Annotated in this window: 11 protein-coding genes; 9 read left to right on the forward strand and 2 right to left on the reverse strand. The window is 56.1% G+C overall.

Annotated features, from left to right (window positions below):
- Window positions 1-111 precede the first annotated feature (111 nt).
- The 8 genes from sucC (at window position 112) to M2418_RS24040 (ending at window position 9,803) form a co-directional block, all read left to right on the forward strand.
- Complete coding sequence (gene sucC / locus M2418_RS24005; RefSeq protein ID WP_250984289.1) at window positions 112-1,305, forward strand: ADP-forming succinate--CoA ligase subunit beta; 1,194 nt, start codon at window positions 112-114, stop codon at window positions 1,303-1,305.
- Window positions 1,306-1,323: 18 nt separating this feature from the next.
- Window positions 1,324-2,226: a succinate--CoA ligase subunit alpha gene (gene sucD, locus M2418_RS24010; protein WP_192490402.1), complete on the forward strand. Its 903-nt coding sequence runs from the start codon at window positions 1,324-1,326 to the stop codon at window positions 2,224-2,226.
- A gap of 171 nt (window positions 2,227-2,397) precedes the next feature.
- Window positions 2,398-5,394, forward strand: coding sequence for a 2-oxoglutarate dehydrogenase E1 component (locus M2418_RS24015; protein WP_259149556.1), 2,997 nt, complete (start codon window positions 2,398-2,400; stop codon window positions 5,392-5,394).
- A 54-nt stretch (window positions 5,395-5,448) separates the two neighbouring features.
- On the forward strand, window positions 5,449-6,678 hold the full coding sequence (gene odhB, locus M2418_RS24020; RefSeq protein WP_259149557.1) for a 2-oxoglutarate dehydrogenase complex dihydrolipoyllysine-residue succinyltransferase: 1,230 nt from the start codon (window positions 5,449-5,451) through the stop codon (window positions 6,676-6,678).
- Window positions 6,679-6,696: 18 nt separating this feature from the next.
- Window positions 6,697-7,107, forward strand: a complete 411-nt coding sequence (locus M2418_RS24025; protein WP_259149559.1) for an MAPEG family protein — start codon at window positions 6,697-6,699, stop codon at window positions 7,105-7,107.
- 12 nt (window positions 7,108-7,119) lie between these two features.
- Complete coding sequence (locus tag M2418_RS24030; RefSeq protein ID WP_259149560.1) at window positions 7,120-7,764, forward strand: LysE family translocator; 645 nt, start codon at window positions 7,120-7,122, stop codon at window positions 7,762-7,764.
- 58 nt (window positions 7,765-7,822) lie between these two features.
- Window positions 7,823-9,229: a dihydrolipoyl dehydrogenase gene (gene lpdA / locus M2418_RS24035; protein ID WP_250984294.1), complete on the forward strand. Its 1,407-nt coding sequence runs from the start codon at window positions 7,823-7,825 to the stop codon at window positions 9,227-9,229.
- 103 nt (window positions 9,230-9,332) lie between these two features.
- Window positions 9,333-9,803, forward strand: coding sequence for a DUF2867 domain-containing protein (locus tag M2418_RS24040; RefSeq protein WP_259149562.1), 471 nt, complete (start codon window positions 9,333-9,335; stop codon window positions 9,801-9,803).
- A gap of 18 nt (window positions 9,804-9,821) precedes the next feature.
- On the opposite strand, the gene M2418_RS24045 is transcribed toward M2418_RS24040, so the two are convergent.
- Together M2418_RS24045 and M2418_RS24050 are read right to left on the reverse strand one after the other, a co-directional pair.
- A complete protein-coding gene (locus M2418_RS24045; protein ID WP_259149563.1) occupies window positions 9,822-10,919 on the reverse strand; it encodes a TraB/GumN family protein in 1,098 nt (365 codons plus the stop codon).
- Between the two features lie 95 nt (window positions 10,920-11,014).
- A complete protein-coding gene (locus M2418_RS24050) occupies window positions 11,015-11,950 on the reverse strand; it encodes a tyrosine recombinase XerC (protein WP_250984297.1) in 936 nt (311 codons plus the stop codon).
- Window positions 11,951-12,092: 142 nt separating this feature from the next.
- Between M2418_RS24050 and M2418_RS24055 the strand changes: the two genes are divergently transcribed.
- Complete coding sequence (locus tag M2418_RS24055) at window positions 12,093-14,321, forward strand: primosomal protein N' (protein WP_259149564.1); 2,229 nt, start codon at window positions 12,093-12,095, stop codon at window positions 14,319-14,321.
- Window positions 14,322-14,382: the final 61 nt, after the last annotated feature.

Raw genomic sequence — 14,382 nt, forward strand, 5'->3', positions numbered from 1 at the left:
AGGGCAGTTCAGGCCTTTGTGCGCCGCGATGCGGAGACTCAACAGTTGAGAGTGTCCCTGAGTTCATCAGGACCTGGGGCGCTCCAGACGGCTACAAACAGGGATTAATCCATGAATATTCATGAGTATCAGGCCAAGGCTCTTTTGAAGGGCTATGGTGCACCGGTCGCCGAAGGGGTTGCAATCCTCAAGGTTGAAGAAGCTGAAGCCGCTGCAAAGCAGCTTCCTGGCCCGCTTTACGTGGTCAAGAGCCAGATTCATGCTGGTGGCCGTGGCAAGGGCAAGTTCAAGGAGCTTGGTCCAGATGCAAAGGGTGGCGTTCGTCTTGCGAAGTCCATTGAAGAAGTCGTCTCCCATGCCAAGGATATGCTCGGCAACACGCTGGTAACAGCGCAGACGGGCGATGCTGGCAAGCAGGTTAACCGCCTCTACATCGAAGACGGCGCAGACATCGCTCGCGAACTGTACTGCTCGCTGCTGGTTGACCGCTCGGTTGGTCAGGTTGCTTTCGTGGTTTCCACCGAAGGCGGCATGGACATCGAAGCTGTTGCTCACGACACGCCTGAGAAGATTCACACGATTGCGATCAATCCGGAAGTCGGCGTGACCGACGCCGACGTTGCTGCGATCTCCAAGGCTCTGGAACTGACAGACGCTGCTGCTGAAGATGCCAAGGCACTGTTCCCTGCGCTCTACAAGGCATTCAACGAGAAGGACATGGCTCTTCTCGAAGTGAACCCGCTGATCGTCATGCAAGATGGCCACCTGCGCGTTCTCGACGCCAAGATGTCTTTCGATGGCAATGCGCTCTTCCGTCACGACGACGTCAAGCTGCTGCGCGACGAAACCGAGGAAGACGCCAAGGAAATCGAAGCCTCCAAGTGGGACCTCGCTTATGTTGCTCTCGATGGTAACATCGGCTGCATGGTCAACGGCGCTGGTCTTGCCATGGCAACGATGGACATCATCAAGCTGTACGGCAAAGAGCCTGCAAACTTCTGCGACGTCGGCGGTGGCGCTGGCAAGGAAAAGGTTGCGGCTGCGTTCAAGATCATCACTGCTGACCCGAAGGTTGAAGGCATTCTGGTCAACATCTTCGGCGGCATCATGAAGTGTGACGTCATCGCTGAGGGCGTTATTGCCGCAGTGAAGGAAGTCGGTCTGCAGGTTCCGCTCGTTGTGCGTCTTGAAGGCACCAACGTTGAGCTGGGCAAAAAGCTCCTGAACGAATCGGGTCTTGCAATTACGGCTGCTGACGACCTCGACGATGCAGCCAAGAAGATCGTTGCGGCGATCAACGGCTAATTTGAAGGACCGGAAATAATGTCTATTCTCGTAAATAAAGACACAAAGATCCTCGTTCAGGGTCTGACCGGCAAGACCGGTACCTTCCACACCGAGCAGGCCCTTGCCTACTACGGCACGCAGATGGTTGGTGGTATCCACCCTAAGAAGGGCGGCGAAACCTGGACCGGTTCGAAGGGCGAAAGCCTGCCGATCTTTGCTTCTGTTGCTGAAGCCAAGGACAAGACCGGTGCTGATGCATCCGTTATCTACGTTCCGCCAGCAGGCGCTGCAGATGCGATCATTGAAGCCATCGATGCTGAAATTCCTTTCATCACCTGCATCACCGAAGGTATCCCGGTCATGGACATGGTTCGCGTCAAGGCTCGCCTCGACCGCTCCACGTCGCGTCTGCTTGGCCCTAACTGCCCAGGCATCATGACACCGGAAGAGTGCAAGATCGGCATCATGCCGGGCTCGATCTTCCGCAAGGGTTCGGTTGGTATCGTTTCGCGCTCCGGCACGCTGACCTATGAAGCCGTGTTCCAGACATCCAACGAAGGCCTCGGCCAGACGACGGCTGTTGGTATCGGTGGCGACCCGGTCAAGGGCACCGAGTTCATCGACGTGCTGGAAATGTTCCTCGCTGACGAAGCCACCACCTCGATCATCATGATCGGTGAAATCGGCGGTTCGGCTGAAGAAGATGCAGCACAGTTCCTGATCGACGAAGCCAAGAAGGGTCGCAAGAAGCCAATGGCTGGCTTCATCGCTGGCCGTACTGCTCCGAAGGGCCGCACCATGGGCCACGCCGGTGCTGTGGTTTCCGGCGGCAAGGGTGATGCAGAATCCAAGATCGCTGCCATGGAAGCAGCTGGTATCAAGGTTTCGCCTTCCCCGGCACGCCTCGGCAAGACGCTGGTTGAAGTCCTCAAGGGCTAAGACCACATACTGAGACTAAAACCGGGCAGGCGGATCGTGAAGAGCCGGCTGTCCGGATGCGCTTACAGAGCGCGGGATGAAGGCCGCTACGGCGGCATATATGACCAAAGCGGCAGGCCATCAGCGGCCATCAACAAATCGAGGAGGCGGGGTACTTCCCCCGCAGGACAAATGGCAAGGCAAGAAGCCAACGAGCAGTTTCAGATCACGTCGTTTCTCGACGGTGCGAACGCAGCTTACATCGAGCAGCTCTATGCACGGTATGAAGAAGATCCTTCTTCCGTATCGCCGGAATGGCAGAGCTTCTTCAAGGGCCTGTCCGACAATCCCGAAGATGTAAAAAAAGCCGCTAAGGGCGCTTCCTGGAAGCGTGCCAACTGGCCGATCGCGGCTGGTGGCGATCTCGTCTCCGCGCTGGACGGCAATTGGGCGACGGTCGAAAAGGCCATCGAAAAGAGGGTGCAGGCCAAGGCAGAAGCCAAGGTCGTAGAGACCGGCAAGCCGGTCAGCGAAGCAGAGGTTCTTCAGGCGACGCGCGACAGCGTACGCGCCATCATGATGATCCGTGCGTACCGCATGCGTGGCCACCTGCACGCCAAGCTCGATCCGCTCGGCATTGCCAGCGCGGTTGAGGACTACAACGAGTTGTCGCCGAAGTCCTATGGCTTTGAAGAAAGCGACTACGACCGCAAGATTTTCATCGATAACGTGCTGGGCCTTGAATATGCGTCCGTGCGCGAAATGCTCGAAATTCTCGAGCGCACCTATTGCTCGACGCTCGGTGTCGAGTTCATGCATATGTCCAGCCCGGAAGAAAAGGCCTGGATCCAGGAACGTATCGAAGGTCCGGACAAGGGCGTCGATTTCACACCTGAGGGCAAGAAGGCCATTCTGTCGAAGCTGGTTGAAGCCGAAGGCTACGAGCAGTTCCTCGACGTTCGTTTCAAGGGCACCAAGCGTTTTGGTCTCGATGGCGGTGAATCGCTGATCCCTGCTCTCGAGCAGATCATCAAGCGTGGCGGCCAAGAAGGACTGGAAGAAGTCATCGTCGGCATGGCTCACCGTGGTCGTCTGAACGTTTTGACCAACGTTATGGGCAAGCCGCACCGCGCCGTGTTCCACGAGTTCAAGGGCGGTTCGTTCAAGCCTGACGAAGTTGAAGGCTCCGGCGACGTGAAGTATCACCTCGGTGCATCTTCCGACCGCGAATTCGATGGCAACAAGGTTCACCTGTCGCTGACAGCCAACCCTTCGCACCTTGAAATCGTCAACCCTGTTGTCATGGGCAAGGCCCGCGCCAAGCAGGACCAGTTGGCCAAGGTTTGGGAAGGCGACGTCATTCCGCTCTCTGAGCGCGCAAAGGTTCTGCCGCTTTTGCTGCACGGTGATGCCGCTTTTGCTGGTCAGGGTGTTGTTGCTGAAATTCTCGGCCTGTCCGGTCTTCGCGGTCACCGCGTTGCCGGTACCATGCACGTCATCATCAACAACCAGATCGGCTTTACGACGAACCCGGGCTTTTCGCGTTCTTCGCCATATCCGTCTGACGTTGCCAAGATGATCGAGGCACCGATCTTCCACGTTAACGGCGATGATCCGGAAGCTGTTGTCTATGCAGCCAAGGTTGCAACCGAATACCGCATGAAGTTCCACAAGCCTGTTGTCGTGGACATGTTCTGCTACCGTCGCTTTGGCCATAACGAGGGCGATGAGCCTGCGTTCACGCAGCCAAAGATGTACAAGGTTATCCGCAGCCACAAGACTGTCGCACGTATCTACGCTGACCGTCTGATCTCGGAAGGCCTGATCAATGAAGGCGAGTTCGAAAAGCTGAAAGCTGATTGGCGCGCCCACCTTGAGCAGGAATTCGAGGCAGGTCAGTCCTACAAGCCTAACAAGGCTGACTGGCTGGACGGTCAGTGGTCTGGTCTGCGTATTGCCGACAATGCCGATGAACAGCGTCGCGGCAAGACCGGCGTTGCAATGAAGACCCTCAAGGAAATCGGCAAGAAACTGTCGACCATTCCTGAAGGCTTCAATGCGCACCGCACGATCCAGCGCTTCATGGACAACCGCGCACAGATGGTTGAAACCGGTGAAGGCATCGACTGGGCAATGGCCGAAGCCTTTGCATTCGGTACGCTTGCCGTCGAAGGCCACAAGATCCGTCTGTCCGGCCAGGATTGCGAGCGCGGCACCTTCTCGCAGCGCCACTCTGTTCTCTACGATCAGGACACGGAAGAGCGTTACATTCCGCTTGCCAACCTGGCTCCGACACAGGCTCGTTACGAAGTCATCAACTCGATGCTGTCGGAAGAAGCTGTGCTTGGTTTCGAATATGGCTACTCGCTGGCCCGTCCGAATGCACTGACGCTGTGGGAAGCACAGTTCGGCGACTTCGCAAACGGTGCGCAGGTGGTGTTCGACCAGTTCATCTCGTCGGGTGAACGCAAGTGGCTTCGCATGTCCGGTCTCGTCTGCCTTCTGCCGCATGGTTACGAAGGTCAGGGTCCGGAACATTCTTCCGCTCGTCTGGAACGTTTCCTCCAGCTTTGCGCCGAAGACAACATGCAGGTTGCCAACGTCACAACACCGGCAAACTACTATCACATCCTGCGCCGTCAGGTTCGTCGCGACTTCCGCAAGCCGCTCGTTCTGATGACGCCAAAGTCCCTGCTGCGCCACAAGCGTGCAACGTCTTCGCTTGCTGAACTGGCTGGCGAATCCTCGTTCCACCGTCTGCTGTGGGACGATGCAGAAGTGATCAAGGATGGTCCGATCAAGCTGCAGAAGGATTCCAAGATCCGCCGCGTCGTGCTTTGCACGGGTAAGGTCTATTACGATCTGCTCGAAGAGCGCGAAAAGCGTGGTATCGACGATATCTACCTGCTGCGTGTCGAACAGCTTTATCCGTTCCCGGCCAAGGCGCTCATCAATGAGTTGTCGCGCTTCCGTAACGCCGAGATGGTCTGGTGCCAGGAAGAGCCGAAGAACATGGGTGCATGGTCGTTCATCGACCCGTACCTGGAATGGGTGCTTGCACATATCGACGCCAAGTACCAGAAGGTACGCTACACGGGCCGTCCGGCTGCAGCTTCGCCTGCAACGGGTCTGATGTCCAAGCATCTCGCACAGCTTGCTGCATTCCTAGAAGACGCGCTGGGAGAGTGAAAACTCTCCCTCCATCATCCATCCAAAACAGACACCTATAAACGGAACAAGATTATGGCCACTGAAATCCGCGTACCAACTCTGGGAGAGTCCGTCAGCGAAGCGACTGTCGGGACCTGGTTCAAGAAAGTTGGCGACTTCGTCAAGGCTGACGAGCCTCTGGTTGAACTCGAAACCGACAAGGTAACTGTTGAAGTGCCTTCGCCGACCTCTGGCGTTCTGACGGAAATCGTTGCGCAGAACGGCGAAACGGTTGGCCTCGACGCATTGCTCGGCCAGATCGCTGAAGGTGCTGCTGGCGCGGCAACGACCGCTCCTGCGGCTGCTGCTTCCGCACCAGCTGCTGTTTCGGCGCCTGCACCTGCTGCCGCTGCTGCACCTGCAACCGGCTCCATGCCTGCTGCTCCGGCTGCTGCAAAGGTTGCTGCCGATAACAACATCTCGACTGCAGATATCGACGGTTCTGGCAAGCGTGGCCAAGTTCTCAAGGGCGATGTTCTGGCTGCTGTTGCCAAGGGCGCTTCGGCTCCTGTTGCCGCTGCTCCGGTCTCTGCACCACGTCCAGTGTCTTCGGCTGAAGACGGTGTACGTGAAGAGCGCGTAAAGATGACCCGCCTGCGTCAGACGATTGCAAAGCGCCTGAAGGATGCACAGAACACCGCAGCCATGCTGACCACCTATAACGAGGTGGACATGTCGGCCGTTATGGATCTGCGTAACCGCTACAAGGACGTGTTTGAAAAGAAGCACGGCGTGAAGCTTGGCTTCATGGGCTTCTTCACCAAGGCCGTTACTCACGCGTTGAAGGAACTGCCTGCAGTTAACGCCGAGATCGATGGCACCGACATCATCTACAAGAACTATTGTCACGTTGGCATGGCTGTCGGCACCGACAAGGGTCTGGTTGTTCCGGTTATCCGTGACGCTGACCAGCGTTCTATTGCTGGCGTTGAAAAGGAACTCGGTCGTCTTGCAAAGGCAGCCCGTGACGGTTCGCTCAGCATGGCTGACATGCAGGGCGGCACATTCACCATCACCAATGGTGGTGTTTACGGTTCGCTGATGTCTTCGCCGATCCTCAATGCTCCGCAGTCCGGTATTCTTGGCATGCACAAGATCCAGGAGCGTCCGGTTGCTATTGGCGGTCAGGTTGTCATCCGCCCGATGATGTATCTCGCGCTGTCTTACGATCACCGTATCGTTGACGGCAAGGAAGCCGTGACCTTCCTCGTTCGCGTCAAGGAAAGCCTGGAAGATCCAGAGCGTCTGGTTCTCGATCTCTAAGAAAAAAGGAAGAGAAGAATGCAAACGCTGGCAAGCGAAAACGCGCCTTACATGGTGCTGTTGGCTCTCAGTGTCATTCTTCTCTTCTTGCATATCGGGTTGCAGGGGATACTTGCGACCAAGGAACTCGGATCTGCATGGAATGCAGGTCCGCGTGACGAGGGCAAAAAGCCGAAAGGCGCGCTGGCCGGTCGGGCTGAACGCGCCTTGGCAAACTACAAGGAAACCTATCCGGCCTTTGTGGGGCTGATCCTCGGTGTTGCTCTTGTGGGTGACGCTTCAGGTTGGGGTTTGATAGGCGGGTGGATATGGTTTGTGGCGCGTATCGCCTATATTCCGCTTTATTTGCTGGGAATTCCCTATATTCGTTCGCTGGTATGGCTCGTTTCGGCTGGCGGACTGCTCATCATGCTGCTGTCGTTGATCTGAGGAATATCCGTCATGCACGCTTACCTGATTGAATTGCTCTCGCTGATGGCGATCTTTGCCTTTGCCATCGTATCTCCGGGCGCCGATCTGGCGATGGTGATGCGCCAGGCCATCGTGCACGGCCGCGGTCAGGCAATCATCACCAGTTTTGGTATTGGCGCGGCGTTGATGGTCCATGTCAGCTACACGATCCTTGGTCTAGGCCTCGTCATTTCCCAGTCGATTTACCTTTTCAATCTCGTCAAATGGCTAGGTGTTGCCTACCTGCTCTACATCGGTATCAAGGCGTTGCGCGCTGGCAAGACCGATGTAACGGCAGCCACAGGCGATGTGACGACTGCACCCCGTCAGCAGCAATCGGCGCTCAAGGCTTTTACGTTGGGTTTTGCAGCCAATGCACTCAATCCCAAAGCGGTGTTTTTCTTCCTGTCGATTTTTTCGACGGTTGTCAGCGCACATACACCGATTGCCATCAAATTCTCTTACGGGCTGGTCATGGCTAGCTTCCTGATCCTGTGGTTCATCGGGGTCAGCCTGTTCATGACAACGCCACGCATGCGTGCGGCATTCTCGCGTGCAAGCCAATGGATCGATCGCACCAGCGGTGTGGTTTTCATTGCGCTTGGAATTAAACTTGCCACTGAAAAAGCGGCCTGAAGGCCAAAACCGAATGGTCACGGTTTAGCCGTTTCCATCATCAATCAGGAATTAGAACATGGCTTATGATGTAGTTGTTATCGGCACCGGACCTGGTGGTTATGTTTGCGCGGTCAAGGCGGCCCAGCTTGGCCTGAAGGTTGCCGTTATTGAAAAGCGCTCGACCTACGGCGGCACCTGCCTGAACGTCGGCTGCATTCCTTCCAAGGCGCTGCTGCATGCATCCGAAACCTTCGCACATGTTGCACACGGTCTGGATTCGCTGGGCGTTGAAGTTGCCGCACCAAAGCTCAACATCGAAAAGATGATGGCGCACAAGGACGGTGTGGTGAAAGCCAACGTCGATGGCGTTTCCTTCCTGTTCAAGAAGAACAAGATCGATGCTTTCCAAGGCACCGGCAAGGTTGTGGCTGCGGGCAAGGTTTCCGTGACCAACGACAAGGGCGAAGTTCAGGAAATCGAAGCCAAGAACATCGTTATTGCTACCGGTTCTGACGTTGCCGGCATTCCTGGCGTCAATGTTGAAATCGATGAGCAGACCATCGTTTCCTCGACCGGCGCCATTGCGCTCACCAAGGTTCCTGAAAAGCTGATCGTGGTCGGCGGCGGTGTTATCGGTCTCGAGCTCGGTTCCGTTTGGTCGCGTCTCGGTGCCAAGGTGACCGTTGTTGAATATCTCGACAACATTCTCGGCGGCATGGACGGCGAAGTGTCCAAGCAGTCTCAGCGTCTGCTGGCCAAGCAGGGCTTGGACTTCAAGCTCGGCGCAAAGGTTACTGCCGTTGAAAAAACGGCTGACGGCGCAAAGGTTGTCTTCGAGCCTGTAAAGGGTGGCGAAGCCGAAACTCTTGATGCCAATGTTGTGCTGATCTCCACCGGCCGCAAGCCTTACACTGACGGTCTCGGCCTTGCCGAAGCTGGCGTTGTTCTGGACAGCCGTGGCCGCGTTGAAATCGATGCTCACTACAAGACCAACGTTGCTGGGATTTATGCAATCGGCGACGTTGTGAAGGGCCCGATGCTGGCGCACAAGGCTGAAGACGAAGGCGTTGCTCTTGCCGAAATCCTGGCTGGCCAGCATGGCCACGTCAATTACGACGTCATTCCAGGCGTTGTTTACACGCAGCCTGAAATCGCATCGGTTGGCAAGACAGAAGAAGAACTCAAGGCCGCCGGCGTTGCTTACAAGGTTGGCAAGTTCCCATTCACGGCCAATGGTCGCGCTCGCGCCATGCAGGTTACCGACGGCTTTGTGAAGATCCTGGCGGACAAAGAAACCGATCGCGTTCTCGGCGGTCACATCGTTGGCTTCGGTGCTGGCGAAATGATCCACGAGATTGCGGTTATCATGGAATTCGGCGGTTCCTCTGAAGACCTCGGCCGTACCTGCCACGCTCACCCGACCATGTCGGAAGCTGTGAAGGAAGCGGCACTCGCCACGTTCTTCAAGCCAATCCACATGTAATCATTGCTGATTTCGCAGTTTATGAAAGGCGGCGACAATTCGCCGCCTTTTGTTTTTGTGCGTATCGGTAAATGCTTGGCCTCAGTGAATGTCGAGGTCGAACATGAAATTTTTGTCGGAGCCGTTGCCGTTTTCGTTTAACTGGGCGGATCGTTTCGAAGGTACCCTTCAAGAAAATGGGCTGACATCGCTTACGGCAGCGCGCCTTATTCTGGAAAATCCACCGGCCTGGGTTTCGTTTCTCATGCGACTGCGCAATAGCGTTGTACGCTGGTTCGGTCTGAAGACCGTGCAGCTTTCAGCGGGCGAAAGCGCTGGGGGATTTCCGATTATCGCCTCCACCGCAGACAGAACGGTGATGGGGTTTGATGATCATCATCTCGATTTTCGCATCGTGATTGATGTCGAAGCACACGACAGCAATCCGACAATCAGTGTCACGACGCTTGTGAACCGCAAAAACTGGCTTGGTTGGGTCTATATGATGTTTGTTGCGCCCGTCCACCGGCGCATCGTCCCAGCCACCCTGAAAAAGGTAAGCCGTGGCATTCACAAGGTTACCATTGGCCGCTGATGATCAGACGGCTGATGATCAGTTGACGCGGGTCAGCGTATAACCCTGTTTGCGCAGCAGTTCGATGACCCCTTCTTCATCCGGCAAATGGAGTGCACCGACTGCCATGAAGACTGAGCCTTGCGCAAGCAGCGGCGCTGCTCTTCCGGCCATGACATGGTTACGGTCGGTGATAATTCTCTTTTCGAAGCTGGCATAACCGTCTTCGTCCGTGTCGGAGTTTTCCGGTGTGACGGCCGTTACCATTGGCATGATCGCGCCGACATTTTCCTGAAGGTATAGATCGGTCATCGTCCACATGATGTCCTGCATGCGATCACCAAGGCTCAAGGTTTCAACCAATGCCTTCATGTGGAAATCCATTGGAAGATCAGCCATGGCCTGTATCTGTTCGACAAGGGTTTCCAGTCCCTTGATGGATTTTCCAGAAGCTACACCGTCTTCGGCGATCTTCTTGTCGAGGAAAGATGCTCCCTGCGCCTTGCGTTTGAACTCACAGGCTGGCAGAGCCACAAAGCTTGCCAGAATCCATGGCTTCATCTTCAGAACCGAGACCAGCGGAATGCCGCGCTGTTTCAAGCCATCTTCCAGGCGCTGTTTGTCTTGCGTCGACAGCATGTCGGTAATGGATTTTCCATCGATGAACATCGACAGATCGGGTCTGGCGAAAATTGCGACGGCGGCTTTCTGTTCATCAAGGATTTCGTCTGACTCAACCACCACCGTCTTTGCGCTGGCAAATGCTTCCTGGGCGCCCTTTGGCATTTTGAGAACACGCGGGTCGGTCACATGCATGGTGCCCAGCAAATAGGACGGTGCAAGACCGTCCTTTTCGATGCGCCAGAATGTACCTTTTCCATTCAGGACCTTATCCGCCTCTGCCTGCAAGTTCTGGTATTTCTGGGGTTCATCACGCTGCATGATCTCGACGAGATCCTGACCGACACAGCTCAGATCCTCCTGTGCATGTGCCGGTTTGATACCGAGCAATGTCAAAAGCAGGATGGCGAGAAGGGTGATGTTAAACAGCGCGCACAGGCCAAGCATGGTGTTGCCCGGACTTGGCAATCTCCAACCAAGAAGACGTTCAGTGTTCAATCCGCCAGCCATGGTCATGCAATCCCGTAATTTCGCTAAAGATTTTTTATGACGGCGACGTCGCGATTGTATTAACGAAAGTGGTTAATACTTGGACAGCACAACCGTTCCTTTCACGCCCGCGGATGGGCGTTATCGTAGATTTCCAACAGGCGTGCCGTATCCACCCCGGTATAGATTTGGGTGGTTGACAGGCTGGCATGGCCAAGCAATTCCTGGATGGTGCGCAGATCGCCGCCGCCAGCCAGCAGGTGGGTGGCGAAGGAATGTCGTAAAGCATGCGGTGTCGCCGTATCCGGCAAACCAAACGCGCTGCGCAATTTCTGCATGCCGCGCTGGATGATGGCTGCGTGCAGTTTGCCGCCGCGTGCGCCGACAAACATGGGTTCGTCATTCGTAAGATGGTACGGGCAAAGTTTGCGATATGTTGCGATTGCTTCGGCGACGATCGGCAACAATGGCACCAGACGCGTTTTTCCGCCTTTACCAGTGATGCGAAGTGCGCTTGTGGCGCTTGGAATATCCACTGCGCGCAGGCTTAGTGCCTCGGAGATACGCAGACCACAGCCATAAAGAAGAGACAGTACCGCTGCATCGCGCGCGGCGATCCACGGTTCTTCCTGCATCTGGGTATCGGTCTGTGTCAGGTTCAGTGCCTGCCTGTCGGTAAGCGGCTTTGGCAGAGACTTTGGCTGTTTGGGCGTGCGAATGGCATTTGCCCCTGCTGTCTTCACCAGACCTTTGCGTTCCAGATAGCGCAGAAAGGATCGTAAGCCCGCCAGATGGCGGCCAAGCGAACGGGCGCCTGCACCATCACGACGGCGGGATGCCAGAAAACTGCGTAAGTCGGCAGGGCGTAGGTCGGCAATATCCTTGATGCCTGCCGGTGCGGCGAGATGACCGGTGAGGAACATCAGGAACTGTCTTGTGTCGCGCTCATAGGCCTCAACGGTGTTTCCGGAAAGACGGCGCTCACCCTGCAACGTGGCAAGCCATGTCTGCCGCTCATCAAGAAGAGCCTGATCGGCAAAGGTCAGAATCTCGGACAACTCATTACGCTCCGGTGGTTCAATTGATGACAAGGATAGAGCCTGCGGATCAGCATTTGGTTAAAATTGACGATATTGAAGGCATCGCGCATCGCTGTTTGCAGTTTCCTTTTTGTTCATGAAAAGGCATGGTCGCCGCACAATGGCAAAAGATTCGACTGACCTGTTTGGCGCAATATTCGATCCTGCACCTGTGGCGCGCAATAGCGTGCCTGTTCTTGTGCCGCTGCCTGCGCCGGGTCCTTACAGTTACGCCGTCCCTGACGATATGGTGGTGGAACCGGGTACTGTGGTGCAGGTTCCGCTTGGGCCTCGACAGGTCATTGGAGTGGTTTGGGACAGGGAGCAGGATGACGGCAAGACGGTTGATCCGAAGAAACTGCGCCCGATCACCAAGGCTTTTGACTGCCCGCCACTTAAAGCTGAAATGCGGCGCTTCATCGATTGGGTTGCCTCCTATACGCTGTCTCCACCGGGACTGGTGGCACGTATGGCATTGCGCGCACCCGCCGCATTTGACCCCGAGCCGATGATTGAAGGCCTGCGTCTGGGTGAAGGCCGGCCCGAACGCATGACGCCGGCACGCCAGCGGGTGATCGAGCTGGCAGGTGAGGGCCATACCTGGACGAAGAGCGGTCTTGCGCATGCTGCCGGAGTTTCCACCAGCGTTATTGACGGTTTGGCAAAACAGGGCGTGTTCGAAACCGTGTTTCTTCCCGCGCCGCCCGTGGTTGCCGAACCTGACCCTGATTATGTCGAGGCGCGTATTGAAGGTCCGCAAAAGCAGGCAGCGTCTGAAATTCTTGAGGATCAGCGCAAGGGCGGATTTTCTGTCTCGCTGATCGATGGCGTCACCGGCTCCGGCAAGACAGAAGTCTATTTCGAGGCGGTTGCCGAAACGCTGCGGCAGGGCAAACAGGTGTTGATCCTGTTGCCTGAAATTGCGCTGACCGCTGCATTTCTAGAGCGATTTCAGAACCGGTTTGGCGCAAAACCGGCCGAATGGCACTCCGAGCTTGCCCCGAAAACCCGCGAAAAGGTATGGCGGCAGACCTCGACCGGCGAGGTGCGGGTGGTGGCAGGTGCGCGTTCCGCTCTGTTTCTACCCTTCGACAATCTTGGTCTGATAATTGTCGATGAAGAACATGACCCAGCTTACAAACAGGAAGATCGCGTGTTTTATAATGCACGCGACATGGCGGTGGTGCGGGCGCGAATAGCTGATTTTCCCGTCGTACTGGTCTCTGCGACGCCATCGGTGGAAAGCCAGGTCAACGGCAATTCCGGGCGTTATAATCTCATTCATCTGCACACGCGTTTTGGCGATGCGGCGATGCCCGATCTGCACCTTGTCGATATGCGACGCCACCCGCCGGAACGGGGCGGCTTTCTGTCGTCGGTTTTGCTGCGCGGCATTGGCAAGACCATTGAACGCGGTGAGCAGGCGCTGCTGTTCCTCAACCGACGTGGTTATGCTCCATTGACGCTCTGCCGCGTATGCGGCCATCGCTTTCAGTGCCCGCAATGTGCCAGTTGGTTGGTGGAGCACCGTTTCCGGGAGCAGATACAGTGCCACCAGTGCGGTTACGCCGAAAAGACACCGGACCATTGCCCGGAATGCGGCACATTTGACCATTTGGCTGCCTGTGGTCCTGGTGTGGAACGTATCGCCGAAGAGGTCGAGAAACACTTTCCCGATGCGCGAACCATCCTTCTGTCATCGGATATGCCCGGTGGCGTAAAACGTTTGCGGTTGGAACTGGAAGCGATTGCCAATGGCGAGGTCGATATCGTCATTGGCACGCAGCTGGTGGCGAAGGGCCATAACTTCCCGCTGATGACGCTGGTTGGCATTGTTGATGCCGATCTGGGACTGGCGAATGGCGATCCGCGTGCGGCGGAGCGAACCTTCCAACTTCTGTCACAGGTGACGGGTCGCGCCGGTCGTACCGGTCTGAAAAGTCATGGTCTTCTGCAAACCTATCAACCGCAGCACCCGGTCATGCAGGCCATTGTCTCCGGTGATGCCGGGGCGTTTTATGATCGTGAAATCATTGAACGTGAAAAAGCGATGTTGCCGCCGTTCGGGCGCTTAGCCTCGATTATCGTGTCGGCGGAAACCCGCGCTGATGCAGAAACCCATGCTCGTGCTCTGAGAGTTGCAGCGCCGCAGGCTGCTGGCATTGCCTTGCTGGGGCCGGCGGAGGCACCGCTTGCACTTATTCGCGGACGGTATCGTTTCCGGCTGCTGGTTCACGGAAAACGCAATTCGGACATGCAGGGGTTTATGCGCGCTATGCTGGCCAATGGTCCAAAGGAACGTGGCTCTATCCATGTCCAAGTGGACATCGACCCGCAGAGTTTTCTGTGAGGCTGAAGTAGCGCTGAAATAACGATTCCGATTTTTAGGTCAATATTGTAAGTCGGCAAGT

The organism is Rhizobium sp. BIGb0125 (assembly GCF_024810055.1).
Classification (GTDB): Bacteria; Pseudomonadota; Alphaproteobacteria; order Rhizobiales; family Rhizobiaceae; genus Agrobacterium.